The organism is Denitrobacterium detoxificans, from assembly GCF_001643775.1.
Taxonomy (GTDB): Bacteria; Actinomycetota; Coriobacteriia; order Coriobacteriales; family Eggerthellaceae; genus Denitrobacterium; species Denitrobacterium detoxificans.
In genome coordinates, this window is record NZ_CP011402.1 from 1,361,573 (window position 1) to 1,380,586 (window position 19,014).

At 58.5% G+C, this 19,014-nt stretch carries 18 protein-coding genes and 1 tRNA gene; 5 read left to right on the forward strand and 14 right to left on the reverse strand.

The features are described from left to right. Window positions 1-86 precede the first annotated feature (86 nt). The 6 genes from AAY81_RS05815 to ybeY all read right to left on the reverse strand — a co-directional run bounded on the left by AAY81_RS05815 (window position 87) and on the right by ybeY (window position 5,572). Window positions 87-2,333: a polyribonucleotide nucleotidyltransferase gene (locus AAY81_RS05815; protein ID WP_066662547.1), complete on the reverse strand. Its 2,247-nt coding sequence runs from the start codon at window positions 2,331-2,333 to the stop codon at window positions 87-89. Between the two features lie 189 nt (window positions 2,334-2,522). Beyond that, window positions 2,523-2,810 (reverse strand): 30S ribosomal protein S15, encoded by a 288-nt coding sequence (gene rpsO, locus AAY81_RS05820; RefSeq protein ID WP_074777282.1) that lies wholly within the window; start codon window positions 2,808-2,810, stop codon window positions 2,523-2,525. 245 nt (window positions 2,811-3,055) lie between these two features. After that, a complete protein-coding gene (recO, locus tag AAY81_RS05825) occupies window positions 3,056-3,823 on the reverse strand; it encodes a DNA repair protein RecO (RefSeq protein WP_066662550.1) in 768 nt (255 codons plus the stop codon). Beyond that, the gene (gene era / locus AAY81_RS05830; protein ID WP_240480557.1) at window positions 3,823-4,731 is read right to left on the reverse strand and encodes a GTPase Era; all 909 of its coding nucleotides are present in this window, start codon (window positions 4,729-4,731) and stop codon (window positions 3,823-3,825) included. The genes recO and era overlap by 1 nt, the downstream gene beginning before the upstream one ends. A gap of 2 nt (window positions 4,732-4,733) precedes the next feature. Next, the gene (locus AAY81_RS05835) at window positions 4,734-5,114 is read right to left on the reverse strand and encodes a diacylglycerol kinase family protein (RefSeq protein WP_066662555.1); all 381 of its coding nucleotides are present in this window, start codon (window positions 5,112-5,114) and stop codon (window positions 4,734-4,736) included. Next, window positions 5,111-5,572, reverse strand: coding sequence for an rRNA maturation RNase YbeY (ybeY, locus tag AAY81_RS05840; protein ID WP_066662557.1), 462 nt, complete (start codon window positions 5,570-5,572; stop codon window positions 5,111-5,113). Before ybeY ends, AAY81_RS05835 begins: the two co-directional genes overlap by 4 nt. A 478-nt stretch (window positions 5,573-6,050) precedes the next feature. Between ybeY and AAY81_RS05845 the strand changes: the two genes are divergently transcribed. Beyond that, window positions 6,051-7,424: an ISL3 family transposase gene (locus tag AAY81_RS05845; RefSeq protein WP_066660379.1), complete on the forward strand. Its 1,374-nt coding sequence runs from the start codon at window positions 6,051-6,053 to the stop codon at window positions 7,422-7,424. Between the two features lie 587 nt (window positions 7,425-8,011). Here AAY81_RS05845 and AAY81_RS05850 read toward each other — a convergent pair. From AAY81_RS05850 to AAY81_RS10450, 3 genes are all read right to left on the reverse strand, one after another. Then, window positions 8,012-8,084 (reverse strand) — tRNA-Trp (locus AAY81_RS05850). Window positions 8,085-8,286: 202 nt separating this feature from the next. Continuing rightward, window positions 8,287-8,529 carry a hypothetical protein gene (locus AAY81_RS05855; protein WP_066662559.1) on the reverse strand — a complete coding sequence of 81 codons (243 nt, stop codon included), beginning with the start codon at window positions 8,527-8,529 and terminating at the stop codon, window positions 8,287-8,289. An 891-nt stretch (window positions 8,530-9,420) separates the two neighbouring features. Continuing rightward, window positions 9,421-9,747 carry a hypothetical protein gene (locus tag AAY81_RS10450; protein WP_143117411.1) on the reverse strand — a complete coding sequence of 109 codons (327 nt, stop codon included), beginning with the start codon at window positions 9,745-9,747 and terminating at the stop codon, window positions 9,421-9,423. A 948-nt stretch (window positions 9,748-10,695) separates the two neighbouring features. Here AAY81_RS10450 and AAY81_RS05865 point away from each other — a divergent pair. Together AAY81_RS05865 and AAY81_RS05870 are read left to right on the forward strand one after the other, a co-directional pair. Further along, a complete protein-coding gene (locus AAY81_RS05865; protein WP_066662563.1) occupies window positions 10,696-11,139 on the forward strand; it encodes a hypothetical protein in 444 nt (147 codons plus the stop codon). 118 nt (window positions 11,140-11,257) lie between these two features. Continuing rightward, a complete protein-coding gene (locus AAY81_RS05870) occupies window positions 11,258-11,938 on the forward strand; it encodes a TIGR00266 family protein (protein ID WP_066662565.1) in 681 nt (226 codons plus the stop codon). 131 nt (window positions 11,939-12,069) lie between these two features. On the opposite strand, the gene amrS is transcribed toward AAY81_RS05870, so the two are convergent. Further along, window positions 12,070-12,900, reverse strand: coding sequence for an AmmeMemoRadiSam system radical SAM enzyme (gene amrS, locus AAY81_RS05875; protein WP_066662572.1), 831 nt, complete (start codon window positions 12,898-12,900; stop codon window positions 12,070-12,072). Window positions 12,901-12,906: 6 nt separating this feature from the next. Continuing rightward, a complete protein-coding gene (gene ettA / locus AAY81_RS05880; RefSeq protein WP_066662575.1) occupies window positions 12,907-14,586 on the reverse strand; it encodes an energy-dependent translational throttle protein EttA in 1,680 nt (559 codons plus the stop codon). A gap of 87 nt (window positions 14,587-14,673) precedes the next feature. On the opposite strand from ettA, the gene amrA reads away from it, so the two are divergent. Both amrA and AAY81_RS10790 read left to right on the forward strand, forming a co-directional pair. Beyond that, window positions 14,674-16,095, forward strand: coding sequence for an AmmeMemoRadiSam system protein A (gene amrA / locus AAY81_RS05885; RefSeq protein WP_066662578.1), 1,422 nt, complete (start codon window positions 14,674-14,676; stop codon window positions 16,093-16,095). 286 nt (window positions 16,096-16,381) lie between these two features. After that, window positions 16,382-16,507: a hypothetical protein gene (locus AAY81_RS10790; RefSeq protein ID WP_276203434.1), complete on the forward strand. Its 126-nt coding sequence runs from the start codon at window positions 16,382-16,384 to the stop codon at window positions 16,505-16,507. 75 nt (window positions 16,508-16,582) lie between these two features. Here AAY81_RS10790 and AAY81_RS05890 read toward each other — a convergent pair whose 3' ends face one another. From AAY81_RS05890 to AAY81_RS05900, 3 genes are all read right to left on the reverse strand, one after another. After that, the gene (locus AAY81_RS05890) at window positions 16,583-17,440 is read right to left on the reverse strand and encodes an IS3 family transposase (RefSeq protein ID WP_066660717.1); all 858 of its coding nucleotides are present in this window, start codon (window positions 17,438-17,440) and stop codon (window positions 16,583-16,585) included. Then, on the reverse strand, window positions 17,437-17,940 hold the full coding sequence (locus tag AAY81_RS05895) for a helix-turn-helix domain-containing protein (protein WP_066660721.1): 504 nt from the start codon (window positions 17,938-17,940) through the stop codon (window positions 17,437-17,439). The genes AAY81_RS05890 and AAY81_RS05895 overlap by 4 nt, the downstream gene beginning before the upstream one ends. 102 nt (window positions 17,941-18,042) lie before the next feature. Then, window positions 18,043-19,014 carry a PhoH family protein gene (locus AAY81_RS05900; RefSeq protein ID WP_066662581.1) on the reverse strand — a complete coding sequence of 324 codons (972 nt, stop codon included), beginning with the start codon at window positions 19,012-19,014 and terminating at the stop codon, window positions 18,043-18,045.

Sequence of the window (19,014 nt, forward strand, 5' to 3'; positions counted from 1 at the left end):
GGGGAAATGATACCCCAACGGGTACGTAAAACAAAAAATAAGGCGGCCCGAAGGCCGCCTTCCGAAGCACGAGCTAGCGCGATGAACTAGTCGCGATTGCGCGAGCGGGGCTTGCGATGGTCGTCACGACCATGGCCTCCCCTACCGCCGCGGTCGCCACCACGATCGCCGGGACGACGACGGGGACGATCGCCATGCTCGGAGCGCTCGCCGCGATCTTCGCGACGAGGACGCGCGGAGCCTTCGGGCGCGTCGGGCTTCTCCAGGCGATCGAGGCTGATCTTGCCGTTCTCGCCCACTTCGATGACCTGGACCTTTACCTTGTCGCCCAAGTTGAGCACGTCTTCAACGCGACCCACGCGACCATTGGCCATGCGGCTGATGTGCAGCAGACCGTCCTTGCTGGCGGTAAGCTTCACGAATGCGCCGAAGTCCTTGATGCCCACGATTTCGCCTTCAAAGATCTCGCCGACTTCGGGCTCCTTCACGATATCGAGGATGGCCTGCTTGGCAGCTTCGCCTGCGGGGCCTTCCACGGCGGCAATATGCACGGTACCGTCTTCCTCGACCTCAATGGTGGCACCCGTTTCGTCCTGCAGGCCACGAATGACCTTGCCACCGGTGCCGATGACGTCGCAAATCTTGTCGACTGGGATCTTGATGGTCTCGATGCGCGGAGCGAACTCGGAAAGCTCGGAACGAGGCGCGGGGATTTCCTTCAGCATGGCTTCCAGGATGAACGCACGGCCTTCCTTGGCCTGCGCCAGAGCGCGACCCAGGATTTCCGTGGAGAGACCACGGGCCTTGTTGTCCATCTGAAGTGCGGTGATGCCGTTTTCGGTACCCGTTACCTTGAAGTCCATGTCGCCCAGGAAGTCTTCCAGACCCTGGATGTCGGACAGGATGACGACGTCGTCGCCTTCCTTGATAAGCCCCATGGCGATACCGGAAACGGGAGCGCTGATGGGCACGCCAGCATCCATGAGGGCCAGAGTGGAACCGCAGGTGGAAGCCATGGAGGAGCTACCGTTGGATTCCAGGACCTCGCTGACTACGCGAATGGCGTAGGGGAAGGTGTCCTCGTCGGGCAGAACGGGCAGCAGAGCGCGTTCCGCCAGGGCACCATGACCAACTTCACGACGCTTGGGAGCACCCATGCGGCCAACTTCGCCCGTGCAGTACGGCGGGAAGTTGTACTGGTGCATGTAGCGCTTGCCCTCGGCGGGGTCGATAGTGTCGAGGCGCTGACCTTCACGCAGCGTGCCAAGGGTGCACACCGAAAGAGCCTGCGTCTGACCGCGCTGGAACAGACCCGAACCGTGCACGCGGGGCAGATACCCAGGACGGATGTACAGCGGACGGATTTCCTTGGCGGTACGGCCATCGGCACGCTCGCCGGTCTCGATGACCATGCGACGCATGGCGCGCTTTTCCAGGGCCTTGCACGCAGCAGCGATGTCAGAGCCCCAGGCAGCCTGCTCCTCTTCGGAGAAGTCGTTAGCCTTGATAGAAGCCTTCAGCTCTTCCACCTTGCCGATGCGGGAAAGCTTGTCGGCATCATGCAGAGCGGCGCTCATTTCGTCGAAATGAGCATCGACGCGTTCGGCGATGGAAGGATCGGCCTGATGAACCTTGTACTCCAGCGGCTGGGGGTTCACCTTGTCGAGGAAGCGCTGCTGAGCGGCGCAGAATTCCGCGATGGCCTTCTGGCCGAAGTTCATGGCAGCGAGCATGTCTTCCTCGCTGATTTCCTTGGCGCCGGCTTCCACCATGGAGATGTAATCGGCGGTACCCGCGATGGTGAGGTTGAGATCGCTCTCTTCCAGCTCATCGTAGGAGGGGTTGCAAATGAAGTCGCCCGTTTCGGGGTTGCGGCCAACGCGCACGCAGGCAGCAGGGCCGTCGAACGGGGCGCCGCCCACCAGCAGAGCCGCCGAAGCACCATTCACGCAGATGCAATCGGGAGCGTTATCGCCATCGACAACCAGCGTGGTTGCAACGATATGCACTTCGTTCTTGAAGCCATCGGGGAAACCCGGGCGAATGGGGCGGTCGATGAGACGAGCCGTGAGGGTGCCCTTGTCGCTGGCCTTGCCCTCGCGCTTCAGATAGCCACCGGGGATGCGGCCCACGGCGTACATCTTCTCCATGAAGTCCACCGTGAGGGGGAAGAAGTCGTAATCCTTCTCTTCCTTGCTCACCACAGCGGTAACCAGGCAGGTGGTATCGCCCTGGGTAACCAGAACGGCACCCGTGGCCTGCTTGGCAAGCTCGCCGGTTTCGAAGCGATACTTCTTACCGTACAGCTCGAACTCTTCTACGATTTTTTCCATATTTCACTTTCTCTTCCCTCGCCTCCCTATGAGGCGAAGCTTCTTCGACGGGGCCTACCCCCGCCGCGAGCAGCTGCGGATCCTTCCGCGGCCGACCGCACCACACGCGAACCTCATCCGTTCGGCTCGCGCCGAAACCGCTATGCGGCTTCGAAAAGCAAAAGCCCGCACGAAGCGGGCTTTATGCATTTACACGTTGTCGCGAATGCCAAGCTTCTTGATGAGCTCACGGTACTCGGTGATGTCGCGGTTCTTGATGTACTTCAGAAGACCGCGGCGCTTACCGATGAGCATCATGAGACCACGACGGGAATGGTTATCCTTCTTGTGGGTCTTCAGGTGCTCGGTGAGGTTGCGAATACGCTCGGAGAGGATAGCGACCTGCACTTCAGCAGAACCGGAATCGTTCTCGTTCTTGCCGTATTCCTTCATGAGCTCGGCTACGCGCTCTTTGGAAATGCTCAGCTTATCAGCCATGCTTCCACCTTTCATTCCGCCCCAACGGGGCAACGTGTATTGATCTTTCCTCCGAGGACGCATGCAAGGTGGCGCGTGCGTGCTAAGGGGAAAGCCCTGCTAATGCAGCCTGTCCATTATACACATCCTGGGAATTGGCAGCTACGCGGTATACGAAGCATCATGGTCTGCACATATGGGGCGCGCTGGCACGCTCCACCAAGAAGGCAGGTGTGCCACCGGATGCGCAAAAAGAGAGTGCACGATTAGAATAACCCACTCGTGAGCAGGAAGTTCAGGGACTTGAGGTTGAGCCCCATATGCTCGCGGAACCACTGGTGCGCGAAATGGAGCACGGCAAACGACGCCTGAAGGGGAACGTGCGATTCGCGTACGTGGGCAAACGGTTGGCCCAGCAGCGTTTGCACCCACAGCAACGTGGTAGCCTCGATGCGCTGCGTCTGCACGTGCGAACGGCAATCAACGCACACCGCTCCCCCTTCGACGAACGAAAAATCACGCCATGCACCATGCTCGAGCGGCACCTGTGCCCCGCACGATACGCACGTGGACACGCGCGGGCGAAAGCCCAGCATGGCAAAGAGCTTCACCAGAAACGCAGCACAAATGGCGGGCGCATCGTCTTCCTGGCAGGAGCGTAGTTCGTCGAGTGCAGCGCAGGCCATGTCAAACAGGCGCGGTACGGGAAGGTCGGGCTGGCCGCACTTGGCAAGTGCGTCGAGAATGGGAGAAGACGCAGCGTTGAACAGCACGTCTTCGCGAAGGCGCGCATGGGCGTTCACGCAGCGCGCCTCGGTGACGATGGGAAGGCCCCTCCCCTTTGCAATGAGCACGTCGGCCAGGCAAAAGTACTCCAGACGCGAAGCGAACGTGTTGCCCGGCTTGCGCGCGCCACGGGCAACGGCTTGCCCGAGCGAGCCATCTTCGTGCAAAAAGGCGATGATGAGGTCGGTTTCCCGAAGCTTGGTCTTTCGAACGACCAGTACGCGGCAAGATTTCGTGGGCGTGGCCACTACATGCCTTCTCCGTAGCCGAAGCGCCTGATCTGATTCAGGTCGCGACGCCAGTTCTTGCGCACCTTCACGCGCAGATCCAGGAAGACACGCGAGCCAAGCATCTGCTCCAGATCGGTGCGGGCTTCGCTGCCAATGGCCTTCAGCGCGCGACCGCCCTTGCCGATGATGATGCCCTTCTGGCTATCGCGTTCCACGTAGATAAGCGCATAGATGCGCTCGAGGTTCTTGCGCTTGTCGTATTCCATTTCCTCGACGACGACGCCAATAGCGTGGGGCACCTCGTCGTGAAACGAACGAAGGATCTTCTCGCGAATGAATTCGGCGATGAGCACTTCCGTAGGCTGGTCGGTTTCCATGTCGGAGGGGAACCATTGCGGACCCGGCGGAAGCAGGTTCGCCGCCGTTTCCATAAAGGCCTCCACGCCGTCTCCGGTAACCGACGAAACCTCGAGCACGGCGTCCCATTCGGCCAGAGCCTGCGCGGCTTCGCGCTGCTTGGCGATGGTTTCGGCGTCGACCAGGTCAGTCTTGGTAATGACCAGGATCTTCTTTGCCTTCACTGCCGAAATCTGGCGGACGACCCATTCGTCGCCACGGCCCGCGGGCTTCGATGCGTCGAGCAGGAAGGCCACGGCGTCGATGCCGTCGAGCGCTTGGATGGCCGACTCGTTGAGCTCTTCGCCCAGCACGTCGTGCGGCTTGTGCAGGCCCGGCGTGTCCACCAGCACCAACTGGTAGTCGTCGCGCGTGACGACCGCACGGAAGCGGTGACGCGTGGTTTGCGCGGTGTCGCTGGTAATGGCAACTTTCTTGCCCATGATGGCATTGATGAGCGTGGATTTACCCGCGTTGGGGCGCCCGATGAGCGTGACGAACCCCGAGCGGAAGTCTTCGGAGAATTCCATGATTACCATCCTAGAAGAGGAAGCACATGCGGGATGAACACGATGCACCCCACAATGGCGGAAGTAAAAGCAAAAATGTAAACGGCGCCGGCAGCCATGTCCTTTGCGGCCTTGGCAACCGGATGAAGCTCTGGGCTAGCAAGGTCGACGGCATCTTCAATAGCGGAATTAAAGCACTCGCCGCCAACAACCAAGCCGCAGCAAATGAGCACGGCACACCATTCCCACGGCGCCAAGGAGAATACAAACCCCAACACAATGACGAGAACGGCACCAGCCGTTTGGACGCGGATATTGAACCCTGTACGGTACGCTTCAAAAACGCCTTGAATGGCGTACTTGAACGACTTTACGAACGGGGTCTTGCCCGCGCCGGGTTTCACGATTGGCCTCGCCAGGCAGCCAGAAGCTCACGCTCGCGGGCCTCCATGACCTCTGCCTCTTCGTCGACGATGTGGTCGTAGCCGCATAGATGCAGGCAGCCGTGCGTAATGAGCAGCTCGAGCTCTTCTTGGAAGGTGGTGCCGTATTCCTGCGTCTGACGCTTGCAGACATCAACCGCGATTACGATATCGCCCAGCTCGTACGGAGCGTCTTCGGGCGCGTCGGCATCGAACTCGTCATCGAGGTTGTCGCATTCGAAGCTCAGGACGTCGGTGGGACCCTGCTTTCCGCGATAACCTTCGTTCAGGCGGGTCATTTCCTCGTCATCGACGAAGCTGATGGACATTTCGGTGTTGGCCGGCTTGCCCTCGTGCGAGACGACGAATTCGGCGAGCTGCGCAATGGGCAGACTTTCGACGTCTTCTTTGCCGTAATCGTAATTGACGGTGATTTCCATTCCTATCCTTCCCGAGGAGGACGCAACCACAGTAGCTGGAGGCCCTTCCCCGCAGACACGGGCTATGTTGTGTTTTGAGGTAATTATACGCGCTCGATTGAAAACGGGGCAGCTGGGGCAATGCCTGTCACCCTACGGACACAAGCGCGTTCGGCGCGTATAGGCGCTAAAAATGGCATTTGGGCAAAAATAGCCCGCCCGATGTAAAAAATTCAACGCTGTACAGGTAAATCGGCTACGAGCGGCAACGTAAATGACTTCACGAAATAACTGACCTGGGGAAACACAGGATCAGAACTATAGAAACGATCGAAATATTGGGCTCTTCGGTGGTTTCTGTGGGAGAGATTCCGGCATAGGCCCAGCTCAGCGGGCGAAAACAACGATCTGGAACTGAAACGGCCCCGGGAGGGGCCGTTTCCGCGTCATCCGCCTATGATTGCTAAGCCAAATTCAGACAACCGAAGAGGTGTGACGCATGAAGAGTCTACTACTTCTCGCCCTCGGTCTGGCCCGCACGGTCGTCCTGGGCGCGCGCATCGAGGCCGAGCGCATCGTCGTGAGCGTCCGGCCCTACAAGCGCGAGCAGCGCCGCTGCCCCGTATGCGGCAGGGCCTGCGACTTCTACGACATGGCGAACCGCGGGGCCCCCAGGCTGTGGAGGGCGATGGACCTGGCGCGCTCGGCCTGCTACCTGGAGTACGCGCCCTGCAGGGTGCGCTGCCCGGAGCACGGCGTGCGCACCGAGGCCGTCCCCTGGGCGCGGCACGGGGCGCGCTTCACGCGTGACTTCGAGGACTGGGTGGCGTGGCTGGCGGTCCGCTGCACCGCCTCGGCGGTCTCCGAGCTCGCCCGCGTCGAGTGGCACAGCGTGGGCGGCGTGTGCAGGCGCGTCTACGCCGAGCTGGAGGCCGCGCGCGGCGCCTCGAGGTTCGACGGCGTGCGCCGCATCGGCATCGACGAGACGTCGTACAAGAAGGGCCACAAGTACGTCACGGTGGTCGTCGACCACGACCGCGGCTGCCTCATCTGGGCGCACGAGGGCACCGGCAAGGACGTGCTCAACCTGTTCCTCGACGAGCTCACGCGCGAGCAGAGGCGCGCCATAGAGGTGGTGACCGCCGACGGCGCGAGGTGGATAAGGCAGCTGGTCAAGCGCCGCTGCCCCAACGCGAGGTGGGTCATGGACCCCTTCCACGTGGTCCAGTGGATGAACGACGCGCTCGACGCCGTGCGCTGCGAGGAGTGGAACGCCGCCAGGGCCGCCGCCAGGGCCGCCAGGCCCAGGCCCGAGGGCAAGCGCGGCAGGCCTGCCAAAGGCGAGCTGCCGCCCGAGGAGGTCAGGGCGCTCGAGGAGGAGGCGGCCTCCATCAAGGGCAGCCGCTACGCGCTCGTGAAGAACCCCGAGGACCTCACCGACGGCCAGAGGGCGAGGCTCGAGGCGCTCAAGAAGAGGGCCGGCTCGCGGCTGGTCAGGGCCTGGGAGCTCAAGGAGGACCTGCGGGCCGTCTTCCGGGCAGCCGACGGCTCCGAGGCCGCCGAGCTGCTCGACGACTGGATGCACAGGGCCGCCTACTGCAAGATCGCCAAGGTCGTCGCCGTGGAGAAGAAGGTGCGCCGCCGGCGCGACGACATCATCGCCGCAGTCGAGCTCGGCATCAGCAACGGGCGCGTAGAGGCCATCAACAACAAGATCAAGGTGACGGTGAGGATGGGCTACGGCTTCCGCAACACCGACAACCTCGTGGCCCTGCTCATGCTCAGGTGCGGCGACTGCCAGCCCCAGCTCCCGGGTCGCCCGGTGAAGGCGAGGAAGAAGGGCGTGAAGGGAGCGAAGAGCGTTGCTGCCTAGGCTAGCCCCTTGTCACACAAACTACCGAAGCCTCAAATATTGCTTCGATAGCAGCCGCAACCTGTACAGCATTGATTATTTGCATATGATCGTCCGGTTTTCGCCCAATGACCCCAATATGACACAAATCACAGTTCCTCATCAGTGCACGGCAAGTCATGTCCACATTGCTGCGGGCCCTGTCGTGAGTCAAATTTGGCACCTACGTGCCGCCCCAAGGGCTTTTTAGGCTTAGCCGTTATTTTGACTCGTAGTGTTGTCCTGACTGGTAATCAAACGGAAGTGGAGGCGTGAGCGCATGCTGACGTATTCGAAAATAGCAACCATGGGTCATACTGCGCTTTTCGAGTATTATCCCGAGGGCGATACCTCAAAACCAGGTGTTGTATCCTTCGATTTCGATAGCGGGGAATGCGAAATCACTTGCTTAGCGGATGGCGACCGTCATTCGCGATACGCCAACCATCTCGCTAATGCCTTAGAAAGCCAGCATGCTGGCGATGGGGTCGTTCCGTCGGGTACGATAATGTGGTATTAAAATTTTTCGAACAGGCTATGAGCCGCCTATGGGCGGCCGGAATGGCCATTGGCACGCCACTGAAGAGTCGAACCCGATACGCGGCTTTGGAGGCCGACGCTCTTCCATTGAGCTAGTGGCGTATGGTATAAAGATTGCGAAGGGTTCCCCCTCGGTCTTGGACGGAGGCTGGAACCCTTTCTCTGTTCTCGCTTTATTCGACGTATCACCCCATCCTCGGTTTTGGAGCAGCGTCATTCTGACTGGTAATCAAACGTTATGCGCGTATTTGATATACTACGCATGGAAGCCCCCACGATTTACAACTGAGTCGCCGGGGCTTCTTCATTTTCTGATCACGTCAATCAAGTTTCCACTCTTATCAAGAATGGTCACCCAATCGAACTCCGCCGCATACTCTTCGTTTTTGATCAGACCACGAATGGCTGCGCACAAGTCGGAATCGGTTATATGCAGAGACTCGTAGTTGTCGATCACGAGCCTCTTCATTCCTTTCTTGCCGATGGACTTATCAAAGTAATTCTTGACGGCACCATGAGCGTTTCGCGACGTAAGCAGCGTTTTCATCTCAATACCATTCAGCAATCGGCCGTCTTGTCCCAAATTACGCGACCATCGTTTTGGAGCAGCGTCATTCTGACTGGTAATCAAACAGATTCGGGAAAGAAAAAGCCAGTTAGGTGAACCCTCAACTTAAGCGGGCCGCTAACTGGCTTGCCAAAAATATAACATTTTGAGCAATCGAATGAAAGCTTTGCATTCTTCTTATGGAGGGCAAGATGAAGGTTCCTAACCGCGTCAACATCCTGGGCATCCCGTATGATGTCGTCTCTGACGATATGGAGACAATGAGGATGGCTTTATCTCTCCTCGTAGGCAAGTCATCATGTTGCGCAAGGGGCTGCCCCGCGAGAAGCGCGAGCAGACGTATCTGCACGAGCTGGTTCATGGCATCTTGGATCAGCTTGACTACTTGGAGCTGTACGAGGACGAGCACCTGGTGCAGTTTTGGAGCAGCGTCATTCTGACTGGTAATCAAACCGCGCCATCGCGCAGCCATACCCCTGGCGCGCGTGGTAGTCCACCTCGTGCCCGCATCGGTCGAGCCGCCATAGGCTCTCGGACGTGGCACGCTATATGCGCCCATCGAACGTGGGCACCTCGATGAAAATGCGCATAATCACCTTCTAATCTAATGTAAGTGGCGCTATAATGATTTAGGCGGTACTTGCCCGGTCATGGACGGGGTGTAGGCCGCTATCTTTTTACTCTAAGCATGCCCCTCTGCTTATCAGGTTTTGGAGCAGTGTCATTCTGACTGGTAATCAAACATGAGAATGCGCATGTTGCTCCCTTAGGCATGAAAAAGCGCCTATGAAGTCGCTAAATTGCTTGATACATAAACTCTGTTTGATATAATTTATTCGAAGCCCGACGCGGCAACGCAGCGTCAGGGCTTCATTTGTTTTCCCATCTTGTAACGCTGCCGTCCTTTAAGGCAAAAAGGATTTCTTGAACATTCGAGTAATCAGACTCAGGATCACTCAACGATTCCTCAAAGTGTTTCAAGAATCGCTTGTCATTCATAGCGCTATCAAGATTGCTCAGAACAATCCTTAATCTGCTTTCCGCCTTTCGAAACTTTGTATCTGCTTTTGCTATATTGCCAGCAACCGCCAAATAGCCATTTCCATCAGGGCATTTTGCTTCCCAGAGTACACCGACAGCTCCTATAGCATAATCAAACTTCGGTTTTGGAGCAGTGTCATTCTGACTGCTAATCAAATACCCTCCTCGACCTTACATACGCACTTCCCTACGGAAAGACCCTGGGCGCTGAAGCCCGTCATGTGGGGCGATATGGCCTAACGCCAAAGTCAACCTCGATGATGCGCCCGCAATATCTGGGCTTGGCGGGAGCAGGAATCGGACCGGGCTCGCGCTGCCCCATCTCGGCAGCCTTCGGAGCAATCACCGTCTGGAACCAGCCGCAACATCCGCAGTGCCACACTGCCCCATCCCACGTAAGTTCCAACGGCCTAAGCTCGAGGCGGTGCCCACATCTGGGACACATGTGCGGCTGTCTCGATATCGCCTTGAAATAGGGGCTCAGCTCCAGCATACGCCCACCTCCCACTCGTTTGATTGTCAGCCAAAATGACTCCGTTGAATACAAATGGCCCGAATCGTCAATATCGAAAGCCGCCCTTACTTCTGCATCTTCAGAAGGTCCTTCAGGATCATTAACGGAGTCGCAAGAATAAGCAGAATCGCATACCCTGCAAAGGAAGGGTCGCCCGACCCACCAAAAAAGACATTCCCTTTGCCAAGCCTTCGTTTGCGTGAACGATTCAAACCAAAAGATGGTCGTTATGAGCATCGTAGCCCAGACAACTCATTCACGCGTCCATCATGTAGGACACGCAAACAGCCAAATGCAAATACACTTTTCATCAGGAAGGATGCAATTTCAAACGAAGGGCAATGGCCCTAGCACTGCCGCGCAACGAGGAACGGGAGGGAAACGATAATGGCAATATTCGCACTACTTACTGCGCCAGCAATGATCATCTCGGTGTTTGCGTTATGCGCCTAGCAGAACTCATGGGTCGAGCCAACCAACCCAGGAAGCAAACCCCACGTCAATAGCGTATTGACACCTCAACCATCGCATTATATTCTAATCATGTGTTTTTTGCGTTTATTTGGGGTACAAGGAAGGTAGGTAGCGAAATGGAACGCAGTGGAAGTCAGAAGGTGTTGTTGGTACTGTCCATCATCGAGATTATAGGCGCCGCGTTGTCCCTTATTACGGGCATCCTGTTCTTCGTAGGTGCAGGCGCGGTGCTATCCGATGCAAGCGTCGTCGCGGGAACAGGCGCCACTCAGGGCCAAGCAGCCGGTATTTTCGTAATCCTATCGTGTATTCTCATTGTCGAGGGTATCTGGAGCCTCCTGTGCGGCATCTTCGGCGTTCGCGCCGCCAACGATAACCAGAAGATCATGATCGTTTGGGTCTTCTGCCTCATTGGCGTGATCATGGCAATCATTGGCATCATCGCAGCCATCGTAAACGGCCAGTTCGGCAGCCAAGTTTGGTCGCTCGTTTGCTCGCTGGCAGTCTCGGGCATCATGTTCTTCATCGCCAACAACATCAAGAAGGAAGCCGGCAAGTAAGACTAACCACTTACACAGGCATCATCCAGCACCCTGCCTTCGTCGAATCCGACAGCCAGAAGGGAGGGTGCTGGTTTTTATCACCCACACTAGGGCAAACAAGTCGAAAGGATGACCCATGAATTACGAGATCGTTGGAGAACCGTATCCGGCAGTCGTATGCCATCTGCAGCGCGGAGAGCAAATGAAAACTGAAAAGGGCTCCATGGTGTGGATGGACCCCGTCATGAAGATGGAAACCAACACCGGGGGTGGAGGAATCGGCAAGATGTTCGGACGCATGCTATCAGGTGAGAGCATGTTCCAAAACGTCTACACGGCGGAAAGCGACGGTATGATCGCGTTCGGATCGAGCTTCCCCGGCCAGATCCTTCCCATCGAGATTCAACCTGGTCAGGATTTCATCGCGCAGAAGATGGCGTTTCTGGCATCCGAGATGGGCGTAACGCTCGACACGTTCTTCAACCAGAAGCTCAGTGGCGGCTTCTTCGGCGGCGAAGGCTTCATCATGCAGCGCCTGAGCGGCCAGGGCATGGTATTCCTCGAGTGCGACGGATCGCTCGTTCGCTACGAGCTTGCCGCCGGCCAATCCATGGTAGTCGACACGGGCAACGTACTCGGATTCACGGGCGGCGTAAATCTACGCGTAGAGAGAATTCAAGGCGCAAAGAACGTCATGTTCGGCGGCGAAGGCCTCTTCAACACGGTGCTCACCGGCCCGGGCACGGTCTACCTGCAAACGATGCCGCTCGCCAACCTCGTCGACGTGATTGCGGCCCATATGCCTAAGACAGACTAAATCGAAGCGCTCTGAACAAGCGTAGACAAGCATTATCACGCAACGCGAGCACGAAACTCGCCCAAACAAGCAGGGCCAGCTAGCAACCAAGCATCGTAAGGGGTTCGGCTAGCTGGCTTTGTTCTGCCCGCCTATACATTACCCAATAGGACCGTATGCAAGTGACGCTCGGCTACGCTGGCCAGCTCATGCAGCGTAGCGATGGGCGTAGGAGGCACATCACTCATACGGTGCTGCGGGAAGAAACGCGTAAGATGGTACGGGATGGCGGGGTCGAGCGATGCAAGCCACTGCGCCATTTCCTCTATCTGTTCTGCATCATCGGAAAGCCCAGGCACTACGAGCGTAGTTACCTCCAGATGGCACGTAGGCAATGCGGCCAGCAACTCAATCGTACGCTTCACCGTACCCAAATCGCCACTGAGCTTGCGGTAACCCTCCGCAGTAAAGCATTTCAAGTCGATGTTGGCAGCATCCACGAAGGGGGCAATCTGCTCCACCACCTGCTCGCTCGCGAACCCATTGGAAACGAGTACGTTCACCAATCCCGCTTCGTGCGCCAACGCGGCCGTATCGCGCAGGAACTCCCACGTCACAAGCGGCTCGTTATACGTGTACGCAACACCAACGCACCCGCGATCGCGCAGGCCGCACGCAGCGTGCACAACCTCTTCGGGCGTTACCTCGCGCCAAGGCACCCCAGTCGCATCCACTTGCGCAATCGAGGCGTTCTGGCAAAACGGGCAATGCATGTTGCAGCCGTAGCTGCCCAGGGAAAGCACGGTACTCCCCTGTTTCCAGTGGGCAATCGGCTTCTTCTCGATAGGGTCGAGCGCCAGCGACGTAATGCGCCCGTACCCTTCGGGCGCCACCACGCCATCGATGCAGCGACGAGAACGACATGCCCCCAGCGCACCCTCGGCAAGGGAACACGCATGGGGGCATGTCGAGCATATTGTCACGGCTAGTTAGTCACGCGTGAGCTTACGATGCAGGCGATGCGGCTTGGCGGCTTCGGGCCCCAAGCGACGAACACGGTCTTCCTGGTAGCCTTCGAAGTTGCCCTCGTACCAGTACCATGCACCCGGATTCTCGTCGGTACCTTCCCAAGCCAGAATATGCGTGGCAACACGGTCGAGGAAGAAGCGGTCGTGGCTGGTGATGACAGCGCAGCCGCTGAACTCGTTCAGCGCCTCTTCCAGGCTGGAAAGCGATTCGGTGTCCAGGTCGTTCGTGGGCTCGTCGAGCAGCAGCAGGTTGCCGCCCTGCTTCAAGGTAAGAGCCAGGTTCAAGCGGTTGCGCTCGCCACCGGAAAGCACGCCTGCGGGCTTCTGCTGGTCGCTGCCCTTGAAGCCATACGCCGCCACATATGCGCGCGAAGGCACCTCGGTGCCAGCTACGTTCATGTAGTCCAGACCATCCGACACGACTTCCCAGACCTTCTTATTGGGATCGATGCCGGCACGGTTCTGATCGACATAGGAAAGCTGAACGGTAGAGCCCAGCTCGAGCGTGCCGCTCGTGGGAGCCTCCTCGCCCACGATCATGCGGAAGAGCGTCGTCTTGCCCACGCCATTCGGGCCGATGACGCCCACGATGCCATTGCGCGGCAGGCTGAACGACAGGTCATCGATGAGCACGCGGTCGCCGAATTCCTTGTGCAGATGCTCGGCTTCCAGCACCTTGTTGCCCAAGCGCGGACCAGCAGGAATGTGAATCTCGGTGAAGTCGACATTCTTGCGCGCAGCGGATTCGGCCACCATCTTCTCGTAGGCCGCCAAACGCGCCTTGCCCTTGGCCTGACGGGCCTTCGCGCCACTGCGCACCCATTCCAGCTCGGCCTTCATCTTCTTGGCGCGCTTCTTGTCCTGTGCACCCTCGAGCTCCAAACGCGCAGCCTTGGTTTCCAGATACGTGGAGTAATTGCCCTTGTAGGGATACAGCGTGCCGCGGTCGACCTCGCAAATCCACTCGGCTACATGGTCGAGGAAGTAACGGTCGTGCGTGACGGCCAAGACGGCACCGGGATACTTCGCCAGGAACTGTTCGAGCCACAGAACCGATTCGGCATCCAGGTGGTTGGTGGGTTCGTCGAGCAGAAGCAGGTCGGGAGATTCCAGCAGCAAGCGGCACAGGGCCACGCGACGACGCTCGCCACCCGAAAGCACCTTCACAGGAGCGTCGGGGTCGGGGCACTGCAGCGCATCCATAGCCTGCGAAAGCTGCGAATCCAGATCCCAACCATTAACGGCATCGATGGCGTCCTGAAGCTTGCCCATTTCCGCCATGAGCGCATCGAAATCGGCATCGGGCATGGCCATTTCCGCCGAAATCTCGTTGAAGCGCGCCACATTGGCAAGCGTTTCGGCAAAGGCCTGCTCGACGTTCTCGCGAACTGTCTTGTCATCATCGAGCGCGGGATCCTGCTGAAGCAGACCCACGGTGTAGCCAGGCGTAAGGCGTGCCTCGCCGTTGCTGACCTCTTCCAGGCCCGCCATGATCTTCAGCAGCGTGGACTTGCCCATGCCGTTCGGACCAACGACGCCAATCTTCGCGCCAGGATAGAACGCAAGCGTAACGTCGTCCAAGATGACCTTGTCGCCATGCGCCTTGCGCGCCTTTTCCAGCGTGTAAATGAATTCAGCCACGAAAACCTCCGTGCTAATAGAGCGGTATTGCGTTAATTTGTTTATTGTACAAGACGAATGTCGAATTCGCTTGAAACGGAGGCGCTTATGTCGATCGTTGGAGCAATTGTCGTACCGCATCCGCCACTTATCGTTCCCGCCGTTGGGCGCGGCGAGGAGCAACGCATCGGCGAAACCATTGACGCATATAAGCGCGCAACAAAATGGCTGCTCAGCCAGCAGCCCGATTGCCTGGTTATCACCTCGCCGCACGCGCCGCTGTTTCGCGACGCGTTTCACGTAACCACCGATGACGTCCTCGAGGGAAGCATGGCCCAATTCCGCGCGCCGCAAGAGCACATGAGCGCGGAATGCAATACCGAACTGGCGCGAGAAATCATCAGCAGGGCAAACGATGCAGGAATCCCAGCCATTGGCAGCGAGCGCTATCGCGACGACATGGATCACGCCACCTACGTGCCGCTCTACTTCGTGCGCGAAGCCGCCGGCGGCATGCTTCCCTGCCCCATCGTTCGCATTGGGCTTTCCGGCATGCCGTACGACACGCACCGCCAATTGGGGCGCATCATCGCACAAGCGGCAAGCGCGCAGGGCATCAAAGTAGGATTCATTGCCAGCGGAGACCTTTCGCACAAGCTGAAACCCGACGGTCCCTATGGTTTCGCACTCGAAGGCCCTGTATTCGACGAGCGCATTGGCGAGATATTCGCATCGGGTAACCTCGATGGCCTCTTCGAGCTCGACGAGGCATTCTGCGAAGCTGCCGCCGAATGCGGACTCCGATCGTTCCAAATCATGGCGGGCGCCCTAGACGGCCTGAGCGTGCATACGGAATTGCTCTCGAACGAAGGGCCGTTTGGCGTAGGCTACGGAGTAGCCATCTGCAAATGCGAAAGCACGACAAATTGCGACGCCCATGCAGGTAAACGCGATGCGGACAACGACCACCTTCACAGTGCCAATCCGCCCACCGAGGCCGACCCAATCGTACGCCTTGCGCGCCTAACGGTCGAAACGTTCACGCGCACGGGCCGCGCGCCCAATCTACCTGACGATCTGCCGCAAGAGCTCCTGGAACGGAAGGCGGGCGTATTCGTAACGATTCACAAGCGGGGCGCTTTACGCGGCTGCATAGGCACCATCTCACCCACATGCAGCAACATTGCGGAGGAAGTCATACAGAACGGGATTAGCTCCAGCAGTCGTGACCCACGCTTCCCAGCCATACGCGAGGAGGAACTCGATTACCTGGAGTATTCGGTCGACGTATTGGGCGAAGCAGAGCCCATCGACTCGCCCGAACAGCTTGACCCGAAGCGCTACGGCGTCATCGTTGCGAAACGTTGGCAACGCGGGCTACTGCTCCCGAACCTCGAGGGCGTAGAGACGATTGAGTCTCAGGTCTCGATCGCCAAGCAAAAAGCGGGCATAGACCCAGCAGACAACGACGTTGAACTTGCGCGCTTCGAAGTCGTGCGCCATTCCGCCGGCGGAGAGGCACGCAGATAATTCGACGCACCAGACATCATCGCCGAACGCATCCACGCGCAACACACGTACGTCCACTACCACGCACCGTTCGCGGGTTGAAAGGCTAACGAGCGAAACGAAACGCTACCAATCGAGCCCAACGAGAAGCTATAATCCAGCACTAGAGAGGCGCGGAACGGACGCGCGCAATGCCCGGAGGCGCAAGCCTTCGAAAACGAGGGAGGCGGTCGCAATGTGCTTTAGGCCATCACCTGTATCCAGCTCAAACGACAACATCAACCAGGGAACATGCCCTACATGCGGAATGCCCGTCGCCGCAGAAGCGGGCACCACAAGCGGAACGTGCCCCTATTGCGGAGAACCCATTCCCCCCAATGATTCCGGCCAGGGCGGAATTTCCGATGATCCGAAGAACGTGCGCATCTTGTAGCCGTTCGACACGCAGCGAAAGGGCAGCCAGGGACGATGAACTGCGCCCCAAAACTTGGACGCGATAAATAAGAACCTAGGCGGCTTGGGACTGGCTCCGGAACTCCTCCGGGGTCAGTCCCTTTAGTTTAACTTGCCTCCTCTGCGTGTTCCAGTACTCGATGTATCCCTCAAGCTCCCTCTTGAACGTCTCGAAGTCGGGGAACTTTCTGCCTCGGAAGAACTCGTCTTTCAAATGGCCGAACACCTGCTCGGTCGCGCCGTTGTCGATGCAGTTGCCCTTACGTGACATGCTCTGCACGATGCCTGCCTCCTCGAGCCTTCCGCAATACCCTATGTGCTGGTACTGCCAGCCCATGTCCGACTGCATGACCGGGTGAGCACCGTCCGGAATCTTCGGGATGAGCATGTCGAGCATCTCCTTCTGCTGCGACATGTCCGGGTGCTGGGATATGGACCACGCCGCGATCTCCTTGCTGCCGAAGTCGTAGACGGGCGCGAAGTACGCCTTGCCCCATTCCTGCTTGAACTCGGTGACGTCGGTGCCAAGCTTCTGCCACGGCCCATCTGCCTCGAAGTCGCGCCCCAGCACGTTCTCGAAGGTCTTGCCGACCACGCCCTTGTAGGAATTGTACTTGTGGTAGTCCGTCTCCCGGCGTATGCCGCAGCTTATTCCTATCTCGTGCATCATCTTGAGCACGGTCTTGTCGGCGATCGTCGCCCCTTCCTCGGCGCGCAGGCACATGGCTATCTGGCGATGGCCGCAGCCGTTTGGCGAGCGCGAGAAGATCTCGATCGCCTTGCCCCAAAGCTCCGGCCTGGTCGGCGCCTTGGCCGGCTTCGACTTGTTGTAGTGGTAAGTCGATGCTGGAACGCCCGACACGGCCAGTAGGTCCGCAAGCGCGTGCCCCTGCCCCGAAAGCTCCCTGATCACCTGGCATTTCTCCCAGGCGCTCGCTTTGCCGCTTCCAGGGCACGCAGTTTTTTTAGGTACGCCACCTCGGCCCTTAGCCTGCGGTTCTCCGCCTCCAGCTCCTGTTCGCGGCTCCTTGGTTCCGGAGGGTCACCCCCGTCTTTCCGCGGCCGCCCCTTCGGCTTGGGCCTCAGGGCCTCCGGACCGCCCTCGCGGTAGGCCTTCGCCCAATTCTTCAGCTGCGTCAGGTTCGCGATTCCGTGCTTGGACATGACCTCCTGCCTGGTCATGCCGAGGTCGACGAAGTCGCGCGCGGCGGCGAGCTTCGTCTCGTAGTCGTAACGCCTGTGCTTGGACCCCATGCCCAGAAACGCCTCCTTGCCTACCGCCCTGTACGTGTGGGTCCATTTTTCCGCAATGCTTATCGGTATGGCAAGCGCTGTCGAGAGCGACCCCTTGCCATATCCTCGGTCGATGAGCTCGACCGCCCTTGCTCTCGTCTCCAGGCTGTATCTCTTCAAAACGAAACTGCACCTCCCGAACTCGGACTTTCTTTTCCTAGTCCAAATTCGGGGGTGCAGTTCACGATTTCCTGGCTGCCCTTTTATCTGCGCACCACGAAACTACTGCACGGGCTGAACGGGAGCGTTCGCCGTCTCCCAGACGTTATAGGCGCTCACGATTTCCGAAACGAGCGAATGGCGCACGATATCGGTGCGCGAAAGCTCGCAGAATGCGATGTCTGAAATGCCCTCCAAGATACCACGCACCTGCTTCAGTCCGGAAATGCCACGCGGCAGGTCGAGCTGCGTAACATCACCCGTCACCACCATCTTCGAGGCGAAACCCAAGCGCGTAAGGAACATCTTCATCTGCTGCGGCGTGGTGTTCTGCGCCTCGTCGAGCACGATGAAGCTGTTATCGAGCGTGCGGCCGCGCATGTAGGCAAGCGGCACGATCTCGATGGTGCCGTCTTCCAGATACGCCTGCGCGCGCTGGGGATCCATCATCTCGAACAGAGCATCGTACAAGGGGCGAATATACGGGTCAATCTTCTCGTTCAGCGTGCCCGGCAAGAAGCCAAGGTTCTCGCCCGCTTCCACCACGGGACGCGAGAGAATAACGCGGCTGACCTCGTGCGAACGCAGTGCGCGAACGGCCATGGCCATGGCAAGATACGTCTTTCCCGTACCAGCAGGCCCAATACCAAAGGTGATGGTGTTCTTGCGAATGGCATCGACGTAATGCTTCTGACCAGCCGTCTTGGGGCGAACGGAACGCCCACGATGCGAAAGCACCACGTCGTCACGCAAGGCACGCGGGGCGAATTCACCCGTGCGAAGCAATTCGATGGCATGCTTCACGTACGCGCGATTGGGCACGCCACCTTCGCGGACATACTGAAAAAGGTCGGTGAACAGCGAAGATACGGCGTCTACTTCGACCTGCTCGCCCGAGATGCGCACGCTATTTCCGCGCACGAGAATCTGGGCATGATAGCAATCTTCGATAAAGCGCAGAATGTCGTCTTGCGGACCCACCACCTTTGCCATATCGACAGTGTCGGGGGCGGTAAGCGAAACGCTCGTTTCCAT

Bases quoted from the DNA above. Each gene is read 5' to 3' on its own strand.
- rpsO (WP_074777282.1), bottom strand. From the start codon at position 2,810: ATGGCTGATAAGCTGAGCATTTCCAAAGAGCGCGTAGCCGAGCTCATG.
- AAY81_RS05855 (WP_066662559.1), bottom strand. From the start codon at position 8,529: ATGAAAACGCTGCTTACGTCGCGAAACGCTCATGGTGCCGTCAAGAAT.
- AAY81_RS10790 (WP_276203434.1), top strand. From the start codon at position 16,382: ATGCCCGTCGCCGCAGAAGCGGGCACCACAAGCGGAACGTGCCCCTAT.
- AAY81_RS05865 (WP_066662563.1), top strand. From the start codon at position 10,696: ATGGAACGCAGTGGAAGTCAGAAGGTGTTGTTGGTACTGTCCATCATC.
- AAY81_RS05845 (WP_066660379.1), top strand. From the start codon at position 6,051: ATGAAGAGTCTACTACTTCTCGCCCTCGGTCTGGCCCGCACGGTCGTC.
- AAY81_RS05870 (WP_066662565.1), top strand. From the start codon at position 11,258: ATGAATTACGAGATCGTTGGAGAACCGTATCCGGCAGTCGTATGCCAT.
- AAY81_RS05900 (WP_066662581.1), bottom strand. From the start codon at position 19,014: ATGGAAACGAGCGTTTCGCTTACCGCCCCCGACACTGTCGATATGGCA.
- amrA (WP_066662578.1), top strand. From the start codon at position 14,674: ATGTCGATCGTTGGAGCAATTGTCGTACCGCATCCGCCACTTATCGTT.
- AAY81_RS05815 (WP_066662547.1), bottom strand. From the start codon at position 2,333: ATGGAAAAAATCGTAGAAGAGTTCGAGCTGTACGGTAAGAAGTATCGC.
- era (WP_240480557.1), bottom strand. From the start codon at position 4,731: ATGGAATTCTCCGAAGACTTCCGCTCGGGGTTCGTCACGCTCATCGGG.
- ybeY (WP_066662557.1), bottom strand. From the start codon at position 5,572: ATGGAAATCACCGTCAATTACGATTACGGCAAAGAAGACGTCGAAAGT.